Origin of the sequence: Collimonas sp. OK242 (assembly GCF_900107095.1) — a bacterium.
GTDB lineage: Bacteria > Pseudomonadota > Gammaproteobacteria > Burkholderiales > Burkholderiaceae_D > Collimonas.
This window is the reverse complement of sequence record NZ_FNOR01000014.1, coordinates 85,927-107,594: the sequence shown is the minus strand read 5'-3', so window position 1 is coordinate 107,594 and position 21,668 is coordinate 85,927. Positions and strand designations below refer to the sequence as shown.

General features: G+C 59.8%; 19 protein-coding genes. 15 read left to right on the top strand and 4 right to left on the bottom strand.

Features of this window, described 5'->3' with window-relative positions; translation table 11 throughout:
• Nucleotides 1–15: 15 nt before the first annotated feature.
• From BLV81_RS16565 to BLV81_RS16555, 3 genes are read right to left on the bottom strand one after another with little or no spacing between them, the layout of a single operon-like run.
• On the bottom strand, nt 16–1,116 hold the full coding sequence (locus BLV81_RS16565) for a lipocalin-like domain-containing protein (RefSeq protein WP_092358241.1): 1,101 nt from the start codon (nt 1,114–1,116) through the stop codon (nt 16–18).
• On the bottom strand, nt 1,116–3,710 hold the full coding sequence (locus BLV81_RS16560) for an ABC transporter permease (protein ID WP_092358239.1): 2,595 nt from the start codon (nt 3,708–3,710) through the stop codon (nt 1,116–1,118). The genes BLV81_RS16565 and BLV81_RS16560 overlap by 1 nt, the downstream gene beginning before the upstream one ends.
• Before the next feature lie 14 nt (nt 3,711–3,724).
• Nucleotides 3,725–4,444: an ABC transporter ATP-binding protein gene (locus tag BLV81_RS16555; RefSeq protein ID WP_092358237.1), complete on the bottom strand. Its 720-nt coding sequence runs from the start codon at nt 4,442–4,444 to the stop codon at nt 3,725–3,727.
• 275 nt (nt 4,445–4,719) lie between these two features.
• Between BLV81_RS16555 and BLV81_RS16550 the strand changes: the two genes are divergently transcribed.
• From BLV81_RS16550 to BLV81_RS16490, 13 genes are all read left to right on the top strand, one after another.
• Nucleotides 4,720–5,082: a COG4315 family predicted lipoprotein gene (locus BLV81_RS16550; RefSeq protein ID WP_092358235.1), complete on the top strand. Its 363-nt coding sequence runs from the start codon at nt 4,720–4,722 to the stop codon at nt 5,080–5,082.
• Nucleotides 5,083–5,159: 77 nt separating this feature from the next.
• Entirely contained in the window at nt 5,160–5,681 is a 522-nt protein-coding gene (locus BLV81_RS16545; protein ID WP_092358233.1) for a sigma-70 family RNA polymerase sigma factor, read from the top strand.
• Between the two features lie 50 nt (nt 5,682–5,731).
• A complete protein-coding gene (locus tag BLV81_RS16540) occupies nt 5,732–6,514 on the top strand; it encodes an anti-sigma factor family protein (RefSeq protein ID WP_092358231.1) in 783 nt (260 codons plus the stop codon).
• A 254-nt stretch (nt 6,515–6,768) separates the two neighbouring features.
• Entirely contained in the window at nt 6,769–7,155 is a 387-nt protein-coding gene (locus BLV81_RS16535) for a hypothetical protein (RefSeq protein ID WP_143036356.1), read from the top strand.
• A gap of 96 nt (nt 7,156–7,251) precedes the next feature.
• Nucleotides 7,252–7,722, top strand: a complete 471-nt coding sequence (locus BLV81_RS16530; RefSeq protein ID WP_092358227.1) for an aminoacyl-tRNA deacylase — start codon at nt 7,252–7,254, stop codon at nt 7,720–7,722.
• 93 nt (nt 7,723–7,815) lie between these two features.
• A complete protein-coding gene (locus BLV81_RS16525; protein WP_092358353.1) occupies nt 7,816–8,301 on the top strand; it encodes an adenosine-specific kinase in 486 nt (161 codons plus the stop codon).
• 139 nt (nt 8,302–8,440) lie between these two features.
• A complete protein-coding gene (locus tag BLV81_RS16520) occupies nt 8,441–9,673 on the top strand; it encodes a 3-methyl-2-oxobutanoate dehydrogenase (2-methylpropanoyl-transferring) subunit alpha (protein WP_092358225.1) in 1,233 nt (410 codons plus the stop codon).
• A 2-nt stretch (nt 9,674–9,675) separates the two neighbouring features.
• Complete coding sequence (locus BLV81_RS16515; protein WP_092358223.1) at nt 9,676–10,734, top strand: alpha-ketoacid dehydrogenase subunit beta; 1,059 nt, start codon at nt 9,676–9,678, stop codon at nt 10,732–10,734.
• Nucleotides 10,731–11,999, top strand: coding sequence for a dihydrolipoamide acetyltransferase family protein (locus BLV81_RS16510; protein ID WP_092358221.1), 1,269 nt, complete (start codon nt 10,731–10,733; stop codon nt 11,997–11,999). Before BLV81_RS16515 ends, BLV81_RS16510 begins: the two co-directional genes overlap by 4 nt.
• A 214-nt stretch (nt 12,000–12,213) precedes the next feature.
• A complete protein-coding gene (locus tag BLV81_RS16505) occupies nt 12,214–15,228 on the top strand; it encodes a transglycosylase domain-containing protein (RefSeq protein WP_092358219.1) in 3,015 nt (1,004 codons plus the stop codon).
• Nucleotides 15,229–15,313: 85 nt separating this feature from the next.
• Nucleotides 15,314–16,672, top strand: coding sequence for a TAXI family TRAP transporter solute-binding subunit (locus BLV81_RS16500; RefSeq protein ID WP_092358217.1), 1,359 nt, complete (start codon nt 15,314–15,316; stop codon nt 16,670–16,672).
• A gap of 174 nt (nt 16,673–16,846) precedes the next feature.
• Nucleotides 16,847–17,317, top strand: a complete 471-nt coding sequence (locus BLV81_RS16495; protein WP_092358215.1) for a DUF2844 domain-containing protein — start codon at nt 16,847–16,849, stop codon at nt 17,315–17,317.
• A gap of 13 nt (nt 17,318–17,330) precedes the next feature.
• Nucleotides 17,331–18,560, top strand: a complete 1,230-nt coding sequence (locus BLV81_RS16490; RefSeq protein ID WP_092358213.1) for a DUF3443 domain-containing protein — start codon at nt 17,331–17,333, stop codon at nt 18,558–18,560.
• Between the two features lie 96 nt (nt 18,561–18,656).
• On the opposite strand, the gene BLV81_RS16485 is transcribed toward BLV81_RS16490, so the two are convergent.
• On the bottom strand, nt 18,657–19,355 hold the full coding sequence (locus BLV81_RS16485) for a peptidoglycan DD-metalloendopeptidase family protein (protein WP_092358351.1): 699 nt from the start codon (nt 19,353–19,355) through the stop codon (nt 18,657–18,659).
• A 619-nt stretch (nt 19,356–19,974) separates the two neighbouring features.
• On the opposite strand from BLV81_RS16485, the gene BLV81_RS16480 reads away from it, so the two are divergent.
• Nucleotides 19,975–21,366 (top strand): collagen-like triple helix repeat-containing protein, encoded by a 1,392-nt coding sequence (locus BLV81_RS16480; RefSeq protein WP_092358211.1) that lies wholly within the window; start codon nt 19,975–19,977, stop codon nt 21,364–21,366.
• 83 nt (nt 21,367–21,449) lie between these two features.
• Nucleotides 21,450–21,644 carry a hypothetical protein gene (locus BLV81_RS16475; protein WP_092358209.1) on the top strand — a complete coding sequence of 65 codons (195 nt, stop codon included), beginning with the start codon at nt 21,450–21,452 and terminating at the stop codon, nt 21,642–21,644.
• Nucleotides 21,645–21,668: the final 24 nt, after the last annotated feature.

Genomic DNA, 21,668 nt, shown 5'->3' with positions numbered 1-21,668 from the left:
TTGTGGTCTCGCTGTTCAGAATTTCAAGGCCTTGAGATAACCCGTCAGTTCCAGATAACCGCGCCCGGCGCGCCGGCCGTCGCGGTTCACGGTCACCGCACCCTCCCAATATACCGATCCGGTCGATTGCCGTGAATCGAGTTCCTGATTGTCTTGCAAGGGTATCAAAGACCAAACGATGGCGCCGGCGCCTGTATCGGCGCCGATATGCAGCGCTTGCTGCACCGGATAGCTGGCATCGGTACGCGGCGAACGCCAGTTGCGCTCTGGCTGGAAGCTGACTTGCTCGGGAGGGAACTGGGTGAGCTTGCCGCTGGCGTCGCGCAAGGCGGCATGGGCCCATATCTTGTTGCCGCTGCGATTGCGAATCTGGAACGCCATCAAGGCTGAACCGTCCTCCAGGTTGGCGCCCAGCCAATCCCAACCCGCCGCATCGGCATCCAGCACGCTGGTCGACCATTCGTGATCGAGCCAGGCGCCGCCGCTGACCTCCTGCCCGCGGCCGGCGCGGGTCAGCTTGCCGCTGACCCGCAATTGCGGTTCGCTATAGTAGTAGCTGGCTTGCGCCGCTTGCGGTCCCTTGCGCGAATAGCCTTGATCGCCTTGCAGCAACGGCGGCTGGCTGGGCGTCAGGCTAAGCTGCAAGCTGAATTCGCCGGTAGCGATGCTGGCCTGATAACGGCCGTCGGCGCCGCGCAGCAAGCGCCAGTCATCCAGCGCGACATCGGTATTGCCTTCTTTGGCATACGCCAGGCCGAAGCCGGCGCGGGCGCTCTTTTGCGCGTGCAAGAGCCTTCCCAGGCTGGGGTCGGATAGCGCCGCATGGGCAATGATCAGTTGCGTCGGTGCGAAGGCGCTCGGATTGGCGCGATCATGTTCAGTGGCGGAGCGGAAAAAGGTAATCTGAAAGCCGATCGGCTTGCCGTCTGGCGTGTTGAGCCAGCCGGTGGCGTACCACCATTCAGTGCGAAAATCGGGATGGGCGCCGCTGTCTTGCGGCAGCGCCAGCGGATGCCCGGGGACGACTTGTGCAAAGCGTGGCGGTGCGGCAAATTGCGGCGGCGCCCACAACATCAGCAGGGCGCACAGCAGCCGGCGACGAAATCCAGACAACATTACCAGTCCTCCCGCACAGAGTGCAGCACATCGACGGAAACCGCGCGTGAACCTGCCAGCAAAGCCGTCGCGCCGGCTGAGAACAGCAGCAACAACGCCACCAGCGTCAGTCCCAGCCATGGCATATGCAGTTCCATGGTCCAATGAAACGATTGCGGATTGACGATGAATACCAGGATCAGGCTGATGGTCCAACCTAGCAGAAAGCCTACCAGCATGCCTAGCGCGGTCAGCAAACCGCCTTCCAGCGCGAGCATCGACAGGATCTGGCGGCGCGTTACGCCGACATGGCGCAGCATGCCGAATTCCCGTGCTCGCGCCAGGGTCTGGGCCGAGAAGGTGGCTGCCACGCCAAACAGGCCAATCACGATGGCGACGATTTCCAGCAGATAGGTGACGGCGAAGCTTCTGTCGAAAATGGTCAAGGTGAGCGCGCGGATTTCTCCCGGCTGGGAAAATTCCAGCGTCGCACCGAATGGCAGTGCACGCAGCGCCGCAATGACCGCACCCGGATCGGCATCGCGCTGCAAACTGAGTGCGGCGTCGGTGACTTCGGTATCGCCGCTCAAGCGCTGATAATCCGCCAGCCGCAGCTGGATCGCTCCCGATTGCCGCGCATAATCGCGCCAGATGCCGGCCACGGTGAAGCGGTAGGGATGCGTGGCCAGCGGCAGCGTGACTTGTTGCCCGAGATGGTAGCCGTACAGGTCGACCATCGCTTCCGAGACCCAGATCGGCAAGCTATCCGCGGCAATCGCACTGGACGGCAGCTGCGGGCCGATTAGCGGCAAGGTGCGCACCGGATCGGCGGCGTCGACAGCGCGTGCGATCAATGCCACCGGCGGCCGCGCCGGGTCTAGCGTGAGTGCCGAAGTACGCAGGAAATCGGCGCGCGCCACGCCTGGCACCGTCGCCAGCAAATGCTGTTCGGCAGGCCGCATGGCGCCGGTCTCGCCATTGCTGGCCGAGCGTACATACAGATCTGCCGATAATATCTGCTGCATCCAGTCGTCGACCGATATACGAAAACTGGTGACCATGATCGCCATCGCGACGATCAGGCTAAAGCTGGACAGCACGCCGCCGAGCGCAATCGAGGCCTGCCCCGGAACGTTGGCGAGGCGCGCCAGCACCAGGGTTGTAATGACGCCGTTGCGACGTCCCAGGCTGAATCTTTGGAGTGCGGAAAACGCCAGCGAAGCTAGCCGCGGCATGAGCGTGATGCCGCCGATTAGCAATAGTGCGACTGCCATATAGCCGAAGACAGGCAAGCCGGACAGCGGCGGCATTTGCGTCAGCAGCGCACCGAGCAGCAAGCAGCCTAACGCCGGCCAGGGCGTCGCCAGCCGCGCCAGCGCGGTTTCTTCGCTGCCGGATTTGAGCGCCGCCGCCGGTTGCGCCCGGGCCGCTTCCAATGCCGGCGCCAGGCTGCCTAGCAGGGCGATGCCGCTGCCGAGCGCAAAGAAAATCAGTGCCGCCGGCAGGTCGAATTGTACGCTTGCCTGCACGCCGCGGAAATAACCGCCGCCCAGATCGCCGCCAAGAAAATGCAGGGCCAGGCCTGCGAATAGATATCCCAACGCCAAGCCGAGCAACGCTCCCAGGCAACCCAGCAGGCCGCCTTCCAGCAATACCTGGCGTAACAACTGGCTGCGCCGCAATCCCAACACGCGCAGCAGGGCAAACTGCGAACGGCGCCGGATTACCGACAGCGCCTGGGTCGAGAACACCAGGAAGGCGCCGGTAAACAGCGCCACCAGCGCCAGCACATTCAGATTGATGCGATAGGCGCGCGACATATTGTCGTTGCGGCTTTCCTGATCCTGGCTTGCCGATACCTGCAAGCGCATCGGCCACTCAGCCTGCAGGGCACGCCTGAACTGGTCTCGATTGACGCCAGGCTGCAGCTTGAGATCGATACGCGACAGTTGGCCGATGCGCCCAAAGCGCCATTGCGCCGCGCCGATATCCATGACGGCAAGCCGCTGTCCGGCCCGCGCCCGCACCAGGCCGCCGGCGACTCTCAGCTTGACGATGGCGGTGCCATTGCGCAGGGCCAGCGTCTGGCCGGGTTGTACTTGCAGCCATTGCTGCGCTGCCGGTGACAAGAAGATGGCATCGTCGGCCAGCGTGTCGAACGGCCGCTCCGGAGCGGGCACGCCAATCAGGTCGGGCGTGATGCGGACTGCGCGCAAGGTATCTATGCCAAGCACTTTCAGCGCACTGGTCTGGCCCGGCACGGTGACGTTGAGTTCGAGTACCGGGCTGGCAAGCGCCACCCCAGCTCTGTTTGCCAGTTGCGGATACAAGGCATCGTCGAACAGCCCTTGCACCCCGCGCAGTTGCAGATCCGACTGGCCGGACAAGCTTCTGGCGGCGGCGGAAAATTCGTTGAAAGCGGCGCCATTGATCAGGTCGACTGCATAGCCGAGCGCGACCCCGAGTGCGATGGCGGCAATCGCCACCAGCGCGCGTACCGGATGTGCACGCCACTCGCCCAGCAGCAGCCAGCGCGCCAGGGTCCGGATCGGATTGCCGGTTTTGGCAGCGCGGGTTCCGGTATCGGTGCCAGTATCGGTGCTGGTCGACGTCATCGCATGAGCGGGAATCAGGATTTCTCGGCCGGCGGATGCAAGCCGTCGGCGCTCATGATCAGGATCCGGTCCGCACTTGCGGCCGCAGCGGCGGAGTGCGTGACCATGATGGCCGAGGCGCCGTTGGCCTTGATTTCCTGGCGCAGCAGCGCCAGCACTTCATGTGCGGTGTCCGGATCCAGGTTGCCGGTCGGTTCGTCGGCAAGGATCAATGTGGGCCGGTGCACCAGGGCGCGCGCGATCGCCACCCTCTGCATTTCGCCGCCCGACAGCTGGCGCGGAAAGTCGTTGCCGCGGCCGTCCAGCCCGACCGCAGCCAGCAACTCTGATGCGCGCTCCGGCGACGCGCCGTTGAGCAGCAGGGGCAGGGCGACGTTCTGTTGCAAGGTCAGGTGCGGCAGCACATGGAAGGCCTGGAAAATGAACCCGAGTTTTTGACGGCGCAGGAGAGTGGCGGCATCGTCGTTGAGGCTGGAGATGTTAACGCCGTCTATCAGTATCGAACCGCTGTTAGCACTGTCGAGACCGGCAATCAGGTTGAGCAAGGTCGATTTGCCGACGCCGGAATCGCCCATGATGGCGACGTATTCGCCGGCAGCCAGCGTGAAGTCGAGATGCGCCAGCACCACCCGGCCATGACCGTAAGACTTGCGCAGCCCGCGGCACTCCAGCGCCGGGACAATGCTATCGATGGCGGGATCGACAGTGTGCTTGATTTCAAGGTCGGCGTGCATGCAAGCTTGGTTTTTCGAATAGGTTAAGTGCCAACAGTGTAGAGGATTTTGGGGGATGATCGGGATTGTCCCGGTAAATCCGTCCGCGAAGATCCTGTGACCGGACCGACTGTTGTCCCAGCTTAATAGTCACCGGAATGAAAATAATGTATCAAATGGTTGCAGAAAATTGGAATAAACTGCTTGTGCCGGACGTTTAACTGCTAAGCCAGCCATCATTCCCGGAGCTGGTTCCAGGCAGCATTTTTTTCCACCGATCACCCTGAGGAGGAATCATGCGAAAACCCCTATTTCTACTGCTTAGCTGCGCCACTCTCGCCTTGCCTGCATTGGCTGAGGCACCCAAGACCGTCCACGGGATGCTAGTGGATGAAGCTGGCCGGACACTGTATACCTTTGACAAGGACACGGTTGCCGGCAAGAGCGCTTGCGAAGGTGCTTGTGCGGCAAATTGGCCGGCGGCTCAGGCGGATTCCTATGACAAGGCTGGCGGCGACTGGAGTTTTGTGACAGGCGCCGACGGCAAGCGGCAATGGGCCTACAAGGGGCATCCGCTATACCGCTTCGCCATGGACAAGAAAGCCGGCGATGCCAACGGCGACGGCAAGGGCGGCATGTGGCATACGGCGAAACCTTGAAGCCGAGCCAAACGAAGCGCGGCGCGATGAACAGCAACAGTTATTGACGATTAGCCTGGGCTCTAGAGAACGCCCTTATGAGTTTCGAAGCCGACATGGTGGTCTGGCTGCCGGTGTTGCGGCGCTATGCCCGCGCACTGACAGGCGATACCGCGTGGGCTGACGACTTGGTGCAGGACACGGCAGAGCGCGCCCTGAACCGATGGCATACCTTGCAGCCCGAAAGCAATGTGCGAGCGTGGCTGTTGACTATTCTGAGGCACTTGTATATCGACCAGTTGCGCAAGCGCCGCGAAATCGCCGTTGACGATGAAAGCGCGCCTTGGCGCACGATGGCGGCGCCGGCCGGCGAAGTCGACGGGCTGTTCCTGGCCGACGTGCAACGCGCGCTGTATTGCTTGCCAGTCGAGCAGCGCGAGGTGCTGTTGCTGGTCGGCCTGGAGGAACTCAGCTATCAGCAGGTGTCGGCTATTTTGAACATTCCGGTCGGCACGGTGATGTCGCGCTTGTCGCGAGCCCGGGAGCGCATGCGTTCTTTGTTGAAGGAAGATCCGGGCAGCAAACGGCCGCCGCTCAAGGTAGTGAAAAATAAGTTGTAATAGCAAGTGGCAATAGCAAGTAATGATAAATAGGTAACGAGATACAGGTCATGAACGAGGATACCAGCTCCAGGTTGCCGGACCCGGACCAGGCGCATTTACAGGCCTTGTCGGCGTGGGTCGACAACGAGCTTTCCGCCGCCGAGCAGGCGGCAGTCATCGAACGGCTGGCGAACGCGCCGCAGGATAGCGCGCGGATTGCCGATTACCGGGCACAAAATGCCGCATTAAAAGCCTTGTTTGCGACGCCGCAAGACAACGTCAGGTGCATTTTCCTGCCGCGGCGGACGCCGTGGTGGCGCAGTACCGGAGTGGCCGCCGGTTGGCTGTCTGCGGGATTGCTGTGCGGGGCGGCTGCCGGCTGGCTGGGGCAGTATTTCTCCAACGAGCAGCCGGCGTTCGCCAAACGTGCGGACATTGCCTACGCTGTCTATGCCCCGGAGCAGCGCCATCCGGTCGAAGTTGCCGCGGCCGACGAGGAACATCTGATCAGCTGGTTGTCCAAGCGTCTCGATCGTCCGCTGAAAACGCCATCGCTCCAGGAATATGGCTATACGCTGGTTGGGGGACGCTTGTTGCCTGGCGAAACAGGTCCGGCGGCGCAGTTCATGTATCAAAACGGCAAGGGCGAACGGCTGACCCTCTACGTTACTGCAACAGCCAAGGAAACCACAGCGTTCCGCCTGCTCCACGACGGCAAGCGAAGTACCTTCTACTGGGTAAATCAGGGCATGGGATATGCGCTGTCCGGCCAAACATCCGTGGCGCAATTGCGCACCATGGCGATTGATGTCTGCAGCGCGTTGGGCGGACATCCGGAGGCATGGCGCTAACCATTTTCATGTTGCCGGCCTGCATCCGTCTCCTGGCGGATTTCTCCTCTATCCGAAAATAAACACGGTGCTGGAATAGTGGCGTCTGCTTTTTCGTTTACATATTACAAGCGAGCTTGCCGTCGGATCATGTATCAGATTGATGCGCGAAATAGTGCATTGCAACGGCGGCAGCCACCTGTGAGGCGAACCGATGTTGCCTTGCGCCAAACTTGCGCGCGTCCTTACGTCGGGCCTTTATCGAGGACGACATCATGTACAACGAAATTCCTTTGATAGCACTGGTGCTGGCGCTCTCTGCCTGCACCGGCAGCCAGGGCACGTCGGGTTACGCCGCCAAACCGGTTTGCCAGAAAGTGACGACCCAGGCTGAAATTAACGGGCAGGTGCAGCCGGTCAATGGCATTGCCTGCAAGCAAAGCGACGATACGTGGCAATTGATGCAGAATACCGAGCGCGAGTACTACGGCTACCCATACGCCTATTACGATCCCTGGTACTGGGGTCCGTTCGGCTTCGGTTCGCAGATAATCTTTATCGACCGCGACCGTCATCACCATCACTTTGACCATGCGTCGATGCAGCATCAAAGCGTTGCCGGAAGCAGCGTATTGCGTAGCGGCGGGATGATGCATCGCTAAGCTTGGCGAATTGACCTTTCCAGGGAGGCGGAATGCCACTATATTGAAAACAACAACCGATAATTTCCATCCACCTCATTCCGGCGGAGGATCGTCATGTCAGTTTCCGTTACCCTGGAGGACTGCCTGCGCAGCAAAGGCAGCCGCTACAATATCTTGCATCATCCGCACAGCCACGCCAGCAGCGAAACCGCAGAGATGGCGCATATTCCGGGCGATCGCCTGGCCAAAACGATCGTCCTGGAAGATGCCCAAGGCTATGTGGCGGCGGTGCTGCCGTCAACCTATCACTTGCAATTGTCAGAGCTATGGGACCAGACCGGGCGCCGCCTGGTATTGGCCGAAGAAGCCGAATTGCGAGAGCTGTTCAAGGATTGCGATGTAGGAGCGCTGCATCCGGTATGCACCGCCTATGGACTGCAAACCTATCTCGACGAGAGCCTGCTGCATCAGCCGGAGATCTACTTCGAGGCAGGCGACCACGAAGCCCTGATCCAGATGCGCAGGGAGCAATTCCTCGATCTCATGGATCAGGCTGAAAGAGGCAGGTTCTCATATCGGATATGAGGCGTTGCTGGGCTAGCCTGATGGCGTTGTTTGCAGTGAGTTCCCTGCGGATGATCCATGCAGGTCACAATCCTGGCAAGGGAGCGGCGCGAGATGCAACTGATCACGGTAACAATCGAAAAGCCGGAAACAATCAACTTCATCTTTGGCCAATCCCATTTCATCAAAACCGTGGAGGATCTCCACGAAGCCTTGGCGGCCGCCGTGCCGGGCATTCTTTTCGGCCTGGCGTTTTGCGAAGCTTCCGGTAAATGCCTGGTGCGCTGGTCGGGCACCGATCCCGCCATGGTTGAGCTTGCCAAAAAGAACGCGCAAGCGATTGCCGCCGGCCATTGCTTCATCATTTTCCTGGGCGACGGCTTCTATCCGCTGAACGTCTTGAACGCAGTCAAGATGGTGCCGGAGGTATGCCGCATTTTTTGCGCAACGGCCAATCCAAGCGAAGTGATTCTTGCTGAAACCGAACAGGGACGCGCCGTGCTGGGCGTGGTGGACGGCCTCCACACCAAAGGCATCGAAGGCGAGGACGACATCAAATGGCGTAAGGATTTGTTGCGGCAAATCGGCTACAAGCTATGAGCGCGCGAGCAGTCGCGCCGGCAACTCACAGCGCTGTAGCGGCTGCAAAATGATTGTAAAAGGATGGTAAAAGTAAAAAGCCGCCAGCGCTAAAGTTTGCTAAACTCAACTGGACATTACCAAGCGCGAGGGAGCGGGTATGGGCCAGTATAAGCCTCTGACGTTGCATGTTCCGGAGCCTAGCGGCCGGCCCGGCCACGAAACCGACTTCTCCTATCTGCATCTGGCGGCGGCCGGCGCCGTACGCCGGCCGCCGCTGGAAGTGCTGCCGTCCGACACCAGCGATCTGGCCTATACCCTGGTGCGGGTGCTGGATGACGATGGCAGTGCTGTCGGCCCCTGGGCTGCGGAAATAGACCGCGAATTGCTGCGCCGCGGGATGCGAGCCATGATGAAAACGCGGATTTTCGATGCCCGTATGGTGATCGCTCAGCGCCAGAAAAAAATGTCCTTCTATATGCAGAGCCTGGGCGAGGAAGCGATAGGCACGGCGCATGCGCTGGCATTGCAGGAAGGCGATATGTGCTTCCCCACGTACCGCCAGCAAAGCCTGCTGATGGCGCGCGACGTACCGCTGGTGGATTTGATCTGCCAATTGCTGTCGAATCAGCGCGATCCGCTGAAAGGGCGGCAGCTGCCGGTGCTGTACTCGGTGCGCGCCGCCGGTTTCTTTTCCGTTTCCGGTAATCTTGCAACGCAATTCATCCAGGCGGTCGGCTGGGGCATGGCCTCGGCGATCAAAGGCGACACTAAAATCGCCTCAGCCTGGATTGGCGACGGTTCCACCGCCGAGTCGGATTTCCACACCGCGCTCACTTTCGCGCACGTCTACCAAGCCCCGGTGATTCTCAACGTGGTCAATAACCAATGGGCCATCTCGACCTTTCAGACGCTCGCCGGCGGCGAGAGCACCACGTTCGCCGCGCGCGGCATCGGCTGCGGCATCGCCTCGTTGCGGGTCGACGGCAATGACTTCCTGGCCGTGTACGCCGCCTCGCGCTGGGCTGCCGAACGGGCGCGCAGCAACCTGGGACCAACCCTGATCGAATGGATCACCTATCGCGCCGGCCCGCATTCAACCTCCGACGATCCTTCCAAGTATCGGCCGGTAGACGACTGGTCGCATTTTCCGCTGGGGGATCCGATTGCCCGTCTCAAACAGCATCTGATCCGGATTGGCGCCTGGTCCGAGCAGGAGCACCAGGACACGGAACAGGAACTGGAGGCGCAAGTGATCGCAGCGCAGAAAGAGGCGGAGCGCTACGGCACCTTGGCCAGCGGCCAGATACCCAGTCCGGCGACGATGTTCGAAGATGTCTATAAAGACATGCCGGAGCATCTGCGGCAGCAGCGCCGGCAACTGGGAGTGTGATCATGGCAGCGCAGAAAGACGTGAAGCCTGAGGCAAGCTCGTTGACAGTACCTATGACGATGATCCAGGCGCTGCGTTCAGCGATGGACATCATGCTGGAGCGCGACAGCAATGTGGTGATATTCGGCGAGGATGTGGGGTTTTTCGGCGGCGTGTTTCGTTGCACCGAAGGCCTGCAAGCGAAATACGGCCCTTCGCGCGTATTCGACGCCCCGATATCCGAAGGCGGAATTGTCGGCGCTGCCGTCGGCATGGCGGCCTACGGTTTGCGGCCGGTGGTCGAAATCCAGTTCGCCGACTATTTCTATCCGGCCTCGGACCAGATCGTCTCCGAGGCGGCGCGTCTGCGCTACCGCTCGGCCGGCGAATTCACGGCATCGATGACGATCCGCATGCCCTGCGGCGGCGGTATTTACGGCGGCCAGACCCATAGCCAGAGCCCGGAAGCCTTGTTCACCCATGTCTGCGGCCTGCGCACGGTAATGCCATCTAACCCGTACGACGCCAAGGGGCTGCTGATTGCATCGATCGAGAATGACGATCCGGTGATCTTCCTGGAGCCGAAACGCCTGTATAACGGCCCGTTCGACGGCCATCACGATCAGCCGATGGTGCCGTGGTCCAAGCATCCGCTGGGAGAGGTGCCCGCGGGCTATTACACGGTGCCGCTCGAATCTGCCGCGATATATCGTCCTGGCGCCGAGTTGACGGTGCTGACCTACGGCACCATGGTATTCGTGTCGGCAGCGGCAGCGCGCGAGACCGGCATCGACGCCGAGATTATCGATTTGCGCAGCCTGTGGCCGCTCGACCTCGATACCATCGTCGCCTCGGTCAAGAAGACCGGGCGCTGTGTCGTGGTGCACGAAGCCACCCGCACCAGCGGCTTCGGCGCGGAACTGGCGGCATTGGTGCAGGAGCATTGTTTCTACCATCTGGAAGCGCCGATCGAACGCGTGACCGGTTGGGATACGCCTTATCCGCACGCTCAGGAGTGGGCTTATTTCCCTGGCCCGGACCGGGTCGGGGCGGCCTTCAAACGCGCGCTGGAGGCAAGATGAGTATCCATGTAATCAAAATGCCGGATATCGGCGAAGGGATTGCCGAGGTTGAACTGGTAGCCTGGCGCGTGCAGGTTGGCGAACGCGTGGTCGAAGACCAGATACTGGCCGACGTGATGACTGACAAGGCGACCGTCGAAATTCCCTCGCCGGTGGTAGGCAGGGTGCTGTCGTTGGGTGGTGAACCTGGCCAGGTGCTGGCAGTAGGGGGCGAGTTGATACGCATCGAGGTTGAAGCAGCGGAGCATGCCGGTGCGGCATCGACAACATTGACGGCATTGCCGCAGGCGACGGTAACGCCAATGCCGACCGCCAAACTGCCGCTTCAAGATACCGTTTCCGTACACGTCATGCGGCCAGCCGCCACTGCACCGACTGCATCGCCAGCCGTGCGCCGGCGCGCCCACCAGCTTGGGATTGCGTTGCAAGATGTGCCTGCCAGCGGCGTCGATGGCCGTATCACGCATGAAGATCTGGATGCCTATGTCACGCATGCCGCCCGCGGCGGCAGCCCGCCGGCGGCGAGTGCCGACGACAGGCGCTATGCGGAGCGCTATGCTGAACGCCATGGCGAAGAAGCGATACCGGTGATCGGCTTGCGTCGCAAGATCGCGCAAAAAATGCAGGAATCCAAGCGCCGCATCCCGCACTTCACCTACGTTGAAGAATGCGATGTCACCGACATCGAGGCGCTGCGCGCCCATCTGAACGCGAGATGGGGCGGCGAACGCGGCCGCCTGACCCTGCTGCCGCTGCTGATGCGCGCCATGGTGCTGGCGTTGCGCGAGTACCCGCAATGCAACGCCCGTTTCGACGATGATGCCGGCGTAGTCACGCGCTACGGCGCAGTGCATATCGGCATAGCCACCCAGACTGCGGCCGGCTTGATGGTGCCGGTCGTGCATCATGCGGAGGCGCGCGACCTGTGGTCGAATGCGGCCGAAATCACCCGTCTGGCCGAGGCTGCGCGGGCGGGCAGGGCGGTACGCACCGAGCTCTCCGGTTCAACCATCACGATTACCAGCCTGGGGGCCTTGGGCGGGCTGGTGTCGACGCCGGTGATCAATCACCCGGAGGTGGCGATTGTCGGAGTCAACCGGATTATTGAGCGGCCGGTGATACGTGACAAAATCGTAGGGGCGCGCAAGATGATGAATCTGTCGTCCTCCTTCGATCATCGGGTGGTCGACGGCCAGTATGCAGCCGAATTCGTGCAGTCGCTACGCGGCTATCTTGAATCGCCCGCGGCCTTGTTTGTAGAATAGCGCGGAGGCGACTCCGGCATCGTCCGGTCTGCGTGTCGGCCTAAAAAATAAACGCCTCAATCGCAGCTAGACATAGTCTGAAAAGGCGATTATCTTGATATGCAGGCACTCCCGCCAAGTTGCATTCCTACCCATAAAAAAAGTGACGCTACGTAATTGGGGCAAGTTGCTGTTACTCATAGGTCTACTCGGACTGCTGGGATTTGCCGCCCGAATGGTCAATAACGAATTGCGCTCATCTCAATGGCAGGCGCGCCGTCTGTCCGAACTTGGCCGTGAACTGACATTCAAACTCGAACCCGGGGCCAGCGCCGCTATCCGTTTCCCCAAATCAGGCCCTTACGACGAGCGCCTCGGGTATAGCAAGATCCCGGCTTTTACCCAATTCCTGACCATGCACGATTACCGGATTACGCAACAAGCGCGGATCTCGCCACGGCTCGCGGAACTCATCGATAAAGGACTCTCGCCGGTTTATAGCGAGAAGACGCAAACGGGCCTTGATTTATTTGATTGCAATGATCAATCCCTGTACTCGGAACGTTTCCCTCAGCGCAGATATAAGGATTTCGAAGCGGTGCCGCGCTTGTTGGCAGATACACTGCTCTTTATCGAAGACCGTGACTTGCTCACTACCCGTTATCCGCTGCACAATCCGGCGATCGACTGGGGCCGCTTCAGCAGGGCCGTCTCTGATCAGGTGCTGCATGTGTTCGATAAGTCGCACCAGACGCCGGGAGCCAGCACGCTGGCGACGCAGATCGAAAAATATCGTCATTCGCCTGATGGTCGCACCGCGTCGCCGCAAGAAAAGCTGCAGCAGATGGCGTCGGCTTCGGTCAGGGCGTATCTGGGCGGTGAAAACACGCTTGCGGCGCGCCGACAGATCGTGCTGGATTACCTGAATACCGTGCCGCTTGCGGCCAAGCCCGGCTACGGTGAAATCGATGGCCTGGGCGACGGCCTGTGGGCCTGGTACGGGCGCGATTTCGATGAGGTGAACCGGCTGCTGGGCAACCAGACGGGCAACAACGCCGATGTGGCGGCAGGCGATCCTGCGGCAGGCGACCCTGCGCCAGGCGATCCCGATCAATCTCAATTAGGGCGCAAGGCAGAGGCATTCAAGCAAGCGCTTTCGCTGATGATCGCGCAACGCCGGCCATCGTATTACCTGCGGGAAGGCGCCGCCGACCTGGCGCAGTTGACCGACAGTCATTTGCGGCTGCTGGCGGCAGCGGGGATTATCCCGGCGGCGCTGCGCGACGCGGCGTTGCCGCTCAAGTTGAATCTGCAGCAAAAATCGGTCAGCGCACCACCTATTTCATTTGTCACGCGTAAAGCGGTGACTGCATTGCGCGCCAATCTTTCTGGCTTGTTGCACGTCAACCACCTTTACGATCTGGACCGCCTCGATCTCACCGCGGCGACCACCATGAACGGCGAGATGCAGCGCGCGGTGACAAGCGTGCTGCGCCAGCTCAAGCAGCCCGCCGACGCCAAAGCGGCGGAACTGTATGGGCATAACATGCTCAGTCCAGGCGACGATCCGGGCAAGCTGATTTTCAGTTTTACGCTGTTCGAGCAGCGCGGCGGCGCCAATCTGCTGCGCGTGCAGACCGATAATTTCGACCAGCCGTTCGACATCAACGAGGGCGCCAGACTTAATCTGGGATCTACCGCCAAGTTGCGCACCTTGATTACCTATCTGGAAATAATCGCCGATTTGCATCAGCGTTACGCCGGCATGACTGCGGACCAGCGTGCCCGCTTTCCAGTGGAGAAGGAGGACGTGCTGAGTCTATGGGCGCTGGGCTACCTGGCGCAAGCAAAGGACCTGGCTTTGCCGGCGATGCTGGAAGCGGCCATGGAACGCCGCTACTCGGGCAGCCCGGGGGAGGCATTTGTGACCGGTGGCGGCGTGCAGACATTCACGAATTTCGAGTCTGAAGAAAACACCAAGGTGATGACGATACGCGAAGGTTTCCAGCAATCGGTGAATCTGGTTTTTGTACGGCTCATGCGCGACATCGTGCGCCATTACAAATTCAAGATGGTTGGCGCCGACGCCGGTAGCGCGTCGATGGATGGTATGAGTGCAGCGAAGCGGCAGGAAATTCTATCTCGCTTTGCCGATAAAGAAGGACGCCAGTTCATGGTTCGCTTCTACAAAAAATACCAAGGCAAGACGCCGCAGGAGGCGCAGGAGCTGTTGTTGGAAAACGTGCATCCGGTGCCGGCGCGACTTGCCACGGTGTTCCGCAGCATAGCGCCGGACGCGGATCTGCAGCAGTTCTCTGCTTTCATGCACAAGCAGTTTCCCAAAGACGGCTTGTCGGAGGCTAAGTTGCAGGCGTTGTACGAGCAGTACGGACCGGACAAATTTTCGTTGGCCGATCGCGGCTACATCGCGCGCATCCATCCACTGGAATTGTGGCTGCTCGGATTCATGCATCAGCATCCGGACGCAACGCTGACGCAGACGCTGGACGCCAGCCGCGACGCGCGTCAGGACGTTTATGCCTGGCTCTTCAAAACCCGTAATAAAAACAAGCAAGATAAACGCATCCGGCAAATGCTGGAGCTCGAGGCGTTTCTGGAAATCGGCCGCGACTGGCGGCGGCTCGGCTACCCCTTCGAATCCCTGACTCCCTCATATGCAACCGCGGTCGGCGCCTCGGGCGACCGGCCCGCCGCGCTGGCGGAATTGATGGGGATCATCGTCAATCATGGCATGCGCCTGCCGCTCAGGAAATTGCAAACCCTGGCGCTGGCGCAGGGAACGCCATATGAAACGCACTTTGAGAATAGCGGACCGGCGGCGGAACGGCTGCTGCCGCAAGAGATAACGGACGTAGTGCAGCGGTCGCTGATTGATGTGGTCGAGGGCGGCACTGCCAAACGCCTCAAGGGCGGCTTGCCGTCACTCCATCCGAACGGCAAGCCGATTGGAGTCGGCGGAAAAACCGGCACCGGCGACCAGCGGTTCGAGGTCTACGCGGCGGGCGGCAGGCTGATATCCTCGCGCGCCGTGAACCGTTCCGCCACCTTCGTGTTTTTTATCGGCGATCGCTTCTTCGGCACCATGACCGCTTACGTCCACGAGCCCTATGCTGCCAGCTACAAGTTTACGAGTGCGCTGTCGGTGCAATTGCTCAAGTCGCTCACGCCGACCTTGCTTCCCATGGTGGAAGCGGACGCAAGCGACACCTTGTTGGCCTGTCGCCATTGACTGTTCTTGAACTTGCTTTGCAGGTGATACTCTACATCCCGTATCATGCTGCAGAATCATGCCTTTCAACGATAGAATAATTCTCATGGCTACCCCATTCAATCCGTCCGACCTGAAAAAATCCGCGAAAAATATCACGATGCGTTTCGTCGCGATTTCGTGGCGCGACCTGGCTATCAGCTTCGGTCCGATTGTCTTGCTGGCGATTGTCGCCATCTGGCTGGCGATCTGGTTCATCCATCCGGCGCCGCCGAAGACCCTCACCATGGCCACCGGTCCCGAACACAGCAACTTCTGGAATACGGCAGAGAAATACAAGAAGATTTTGGCGCGCAACGGTATCAAGCTCAACATCGTGACTTCGGAAGGATCGCTGGATAATCTGAAAAAAATAAGCGATCCGAACTCCGGTGTTGATGTTGCTTTTGTCCAGGGCGGAGTAGCTGGCGACCTGCCCATCGATCGGCTGGTGTCGCTGGGGAGTATTTCCTATGTGCCGGTCTCCGTGTTTTATCGCGGCCGCGACAGAATGGATCGGCTGTCAGAACTGAGCGGAAAACGGGTAGCGATCGGCGTGCCAGGCAGCGGTTCGCGGGTGTTGGCATTGACCTTGTTGAAAGCCAACGGTATCGAAGCCGGCGGCAAGGTCGAGTTGCTGGATATCGGCGGCGACGAAGCGGCGCAGGCGCTGACTGAAGGCAAGATCGACGCTGCTTTTCTGATGGGCGATTCGGCCTCGCCGCCGACCATGGGCAAGCTGTTGCGTACACCCGGCATCCGTCTTGTCGATTTTGCGCAAGCCAGCGCCTACGCGCGCCGTTTCAGCTATTTGACCGAATTGAAGATTCCAAAAGGCGTGTTCGATCTGGGTAAGAATATACCCGGCCGCGACATTCGCCTGATTGCTCCGACCGCCGAACTGATTGCCCGCGAAGACCTGCATCCGGCACTCTCCGATTTGTTGATTGAGGCCGCCAAGGAAGTGCATAGCGGCGCCAGTGTGCTGCAGCGCGCCGATGAATTTCCGGCCCCCCTGGCGCATGAGTTCCGCATCAGCGACGATGCCGCCCGTTACTACAAGTCGGGTAAGGGATTCTTCTACCGCACCTTACCGTTCTGGCTTGCCAGCCTGGTCGATCGTACTTTAGTCGTGCTGTTGCCGATTATCTTGTTGCTGATTCCCGGTTTCAAGCTGGTGCCGCTGCTCTACGGCTGGCGCATCAAATCGCGTATCTATCGCTGGTACGGCATCCTGATCGCACTGGAACGCGCAGCTGTCACCGACACCGACACCCCGGAACAGCAGGCAGAGCTGTTGAAGCGCCTGGATCATATCGAAGAAGCGGTGAACCGGATGAAAATGCCGCTGGCTTTTGCCGATCAATTTTACGTGTTGCGCGAACACATCGGGTTTGTGCGTATGCGCCTGCTTAATCGGAGTTAGTTGCAACTAAGCCGCAACTAAGCCGCAATTAAACCAATTCCTTGCAAGCAGCGAAAAATATATAGCATATTACGAGCGGCAATGGCTGGCGCGGACGCTAAAACATCTTTGTGAATTGCCCTGCGGCATCGGGTATGATTTGGCTGATATTCGTTATTCGAACCGAGGTGAGCCATGAGATTGCCCGTTACTATCCTGTGTGTGTTGCTGTTTGCGCAATCCGCGCCGGCGTTTGCCGCGCTTGGCGCGGCTGTCGGCCCGGCCGGCGGCACAGAGCAAGGCCAGGCTCAGGCGGGTAGCGCGCGTGCCATGGCCAGCGCCCGGGTAACCAGCTACAACGGCTATTCGGTGAGCGAAGTGGTGGAGCCCTCGGGCACCACGGTGCGCGAATACATCGGTGCCGATAACATCGTGTTTGCCGTCAGCTGGCAAGGTCCTAGCATGCCGAATCTTCAGCAATTGCTGGGCAGTTATGCGGATCAATATGCGAGCGCAGCCAGTGCGCCGCATCCGGGACGGCGCGCGGTAGCGATTCAGTCGGACCAGCTGGTATTGCATTCGGGCGGACATATGCGTTCCTTCGCCGGCAGTGCTTATGTGCCAGCCTTGCTGCCGCAAGGCGTGACTCCTGACAATATTCGCTGACCGGGGGATGACTATGCGCTTCTTGACGTATCTGCTTTGCCTGTTCTGCAGTCTTCTCTTGCTCGCCTGCGGCGGCGGTGGCGGTTCCGGCAGCGCTTCAACGCCGGCCTCGACGCCGCAACCGCAACCCGCACAAAATGTCCAGACCCTGGTGCTCGATAGCGGACCCCTGACAGCTTCCGGCCAGTCGGTCGGCGCCGTCAATTCGCCCTATGCCACCTTGACCATCTGCCAGCCTGGCAGTACGACGCAATGCCAGACCATCGATCACATTCTGGTGGATACCGGATCTAGCGGTTTGCGCATCATGTCTTCTGCCCTGGCTGGCAATATGGCTCTGCCATCGGTGACTAGCGCCGACGGCAGCACCGTGGCCGAATGCGCACGGTTTGCTGACGGCTATAGCTGGGGTTCGGTGAAACAGGCGGATTTACGCATCGCCGGCGAGGTTGCCAGCAGCATCTCCGTGCAGATCATAGGCGACAGCGCTTTTCCGTCTGTGCCTGGCGGCTGTTCCGGCAGCCTGGTGGCGGAAAATACAGTGGCGGCATTCCATGCCAACGGCCTGCTCGGCATCAGCACCTTTATCCAGGACTGCGGCGCGGCCTGCGCCAGTCAGGCGCTGGCCGGCTGGTATTATTCCTGCTCGGGCACGAATTGCAGCGCTACAGCGCTGGCGCTGGACAGGCAAGTGGGCAATCCGGTGGCGGTTTTCCCGCAGGACAATAACGGCACGCTGATACAACTGCCTGCAGTGGGTAGCAATGGCGCGTCTGGCGTCACCGGTTCGCTGATTTTCGGCATCGGCACGCAAGCCAATAATGCACTGGGCGGCGCCACCATCTATTCCTTGAACAGTTCCGGCAACTTGAGCACCCTGTATCAGGGACAGACCATGCAAGCCTTTTTTGACAGTGGCTCGAATGGACTGTTCTTTGCCGATTCGACTATTCCCAACTGCACCTCGAGTAAAGGTTTTTACTGCCCAGCGTCGACGTTGAGCAGGAATGCGGTGAATACCGGCGTGAACGGCCGCAGCAATAGCGTCAGCTTCAATGTGGCCAATGCAGATTCGCTGTTCCAGTCCAACCCGGGTAACACGGCATTCGGCAATCTGGCCGGCGCCGCGGCTTTTGCCTCGTTTTTCGACTGGGGGCTGCCATTCTACTTTGGGCGCTCAGTCTATACCGCGCTTGAAGGCGTATCGGCTGGCGGTACGGCGGGGCCCTACATTGCTTATTGAGCCGCAGCAGGGACAGTTGCTGTGAATTATCCTAAGGGGGGCGAATTTACTCACTTCATGCGCCCTTTTTTGTCTGCTAAGAAGCAGATCCGCTTCTTAGCGACTTGGTAAATAACGGGATGGGTCGACCGGTTTTCCCTGGCGCCGGATCTCGAAATACAGTTTGACCGAGTTGCTGTCGGTTTTGCCCATCTCGGCAATTTTCTGGCCCTTGCCAACCATCTGCCCCTCTTTGACGACGATGGTCTTGTTGTGGGCGTAGATCGATAGCAGATTGCTGTCATGTTTGATGATGACCAGGTTGCCGTAGCCGCGTATGCCGCTGCCGGAATACATGACCTTGCCGGCGGCGGCGGCCAGCACCGGCTGTCCGAGCTCGCCGAAAATATCCATCCCCTTTTTCCCCTGGCCGAGGCCGCCGGCGGACTGGCCGCTTGCGGGCCAGGTCCAGTCGATCGTATTTTGTTCGTCGTTGGCTGCGCCGGCAGCAGCGCTAGCGGCGCTATTGTCGACGCTGCGCGGCGTGGTTTTGCTGCCGGCGCGAACGCCTTGGGGCGCGACCCGCAATACTTGTTCCACCTTGATGTCATTTGGGTCAGATAGCTTGTTCCAGCTGATGATGTCGCTATTGCTGAGCCGGAATTTGCGCGCAATGCTGGACAGGGTGTCGCCCTTTTGCACCGCGTAATAGCCGGGGCCGCTGGGCTGCGCTGTGCCATTGGTATCGGAGCCGGATGGCGTACCGCAGGCGGCGAGGGTGGCCAGCAGGATTAGCGCAAGGCCGAATTTTCTCATTCTGTTTGGATTTTGCGGGCTGGACGCCGCGGTTTTCTGGACCAACAATGACATTCCTCTGATCAATAGACATCATCGCAAGGCGGTAATAGATTTTGCCCGCCCTACGCCTTGTTTCGCGCTGCTTAAATAATCACCGGCAACATTGCGCCAGTGCGCATCCTCTGACCTTGTTTGGCTTAACTAGTTGCGTATCCCGCATCCATTGCTGCGGGAGTGTGCATGTGTTGCCATTTTTTCTAGAGGTTTGAGGATATCTCAATTCTGCCGACGAGGTAAATGTCGATATCGCTCCGTCGAAGCAGGATTGAGCGCCAGCCTCGGGCAGGTAATGGCTTTTCTTTTTGATGTTGATAAGGCAATTAATTGTACCCGTCCGCAGCTTGCCGTTACGTTACATGTAACGTATCAAATGCTGCCGTGTAACACGGCGCGCAATTTATCTGGATTTGCTTGAAAATTTCTTTAGTCATTGATTTATAAGGTTTTATTTTTTGATTTTATGGGAAGTGATGGCCTGCACTGCTCCTTTGTTCGAGGTTTTTCCGGTTGGCATGTTCTTTGCGGAATAGACAAGCAGGAACAATTGCTTGGAAATTTCAATAAAGGGGAATACATCATGAATACATCGCAAAAAGGTAGCCTGATCGTCGCATCGTTATTGTTGAGCAGTTTGTTGGCCGGTTGCGCCAGTGGCGGCGACTTGGGCAAATCACTCGGTTCGGCTGCAGGAACCGGACAGGAGGCTCTCGGTGCCAGCGGCGGTACAGGTGGCGGCACCGGCGCGGGTGGTGGCGACGGTGGTAGTGCGGGCGGCGGCACAGGTGGTACTGGCACTGGCGGTGGTACTAGTGGTGGTACAGGCGGTGGTATAGGCGGTGGCACAGGCGGTGGCACTGGTGGCGGCACTGGTGGCGGTACTGGTGGCGGTACTGGTGCTGCAAGCAACTTCCTCTCTAACGCTGGCGGCGCCGTATCTGGTACAGGCGCCGCGCTTGGTGCGATAGGCGACACCGTGATCAATAACGTGCCGATCCTGTCTACCCAGGCAAAAAGCGGCTTGGCTGGAGTGGTTGATAACGGCACAGGTATTGTTGCGACCTTGGGTGGCGGTATCAGCAACGGCTTGGGCCAGCTCGGCAGCAATCCGAATGCGCTCGGCACTACTCTCGGCAGTACCGGCGGGGTAGTTACGGATGTGGGGAATACTGTAACGAGTGCGGGGCAGCTGGTCTCTGGATTGGGTAGCGGGCCATTGGCGCCGTTGGCGCCGGTGACCACGCCTGTAGGCGGTTTGGTGACCCAGGTCGGCACTACTGTCGCCGGACTGGGAGCGCCGCTGACCGGCGTCCTGACTACCGGTCCGGTGCAACAAATCACTCAGAGCGTCAGTCAGGCAATCGTGCCGCTGACCAGCACAGTTGCTACCTTGACGCAAACAATCGGCAATACAACCGGCCTCAACCAGCCTGTGAATACCTTGCTGGCGACAGTGGGCGGCGGCGTCAATACTGTGGGAGGCGCATTGACCGGCGCCAAGGTGCCTGTGGTCAGTAATCTGGGCGCGGTGGTCAGCGGCGTCGGCGTTACAGTGGCGAGTCTGGGCACGAATGCCTTGGTCGGTACCGGACAACCCCTGCTCGGCAACAAGACCGGTGGTTTATTGCAACCTTTGAATAGCGCTCTTACGGGGGGGCTTGGCGGAGTGGGCGGAACTACCGGTGGCGGTCCGTTGGCCCCAGCCACCGGCTTGTTGAGTGGTTTGACCGGCGCGGTCGGCGGCGCAACAGGCTCAACCGGCGGTCCGTTGGCTCCGGTAACCGGTTTGTTGGGTGCCTTGACTGGCGCGGTTGGCGGCACAACGGGGGCGGGTGCCAGTCCTCTGGCCCCAGTCACCAACCTGGTAGCAGGCTTGACCGGTGCGGCCGGTGGCGCAACAGGATCGACCGCGAGCCCGCTGGCCCCTGCGACAGGTTTGCTTGGCGGATTGCTGGGAGGCGCCAAGAAATAATGGTTGAATGATCCACGAGGAAGCACTGGCCATATGCCAGGCTTCCTTGCTTCAATCCCGAATAATCTTTCAGAGGTGGGATCATGAGAGCGGAACAGATAGTCGATTTGATCGCTTGCGCCAGCCCGCAAGCGCAGGTGCCGGGAAATGATTTATTGATCGGCATGCTGGCGCGGGAGATTGCAGCGTTGTCATACAAACTGACCGAGCAAGAGCTATATCGTTTGATCGCTGTGGGTTCTTTAGTGTATGAAAGCGGGCGTCGCGGCAGGGCTTGAAATCAGGACAGGAAGCAACTATCG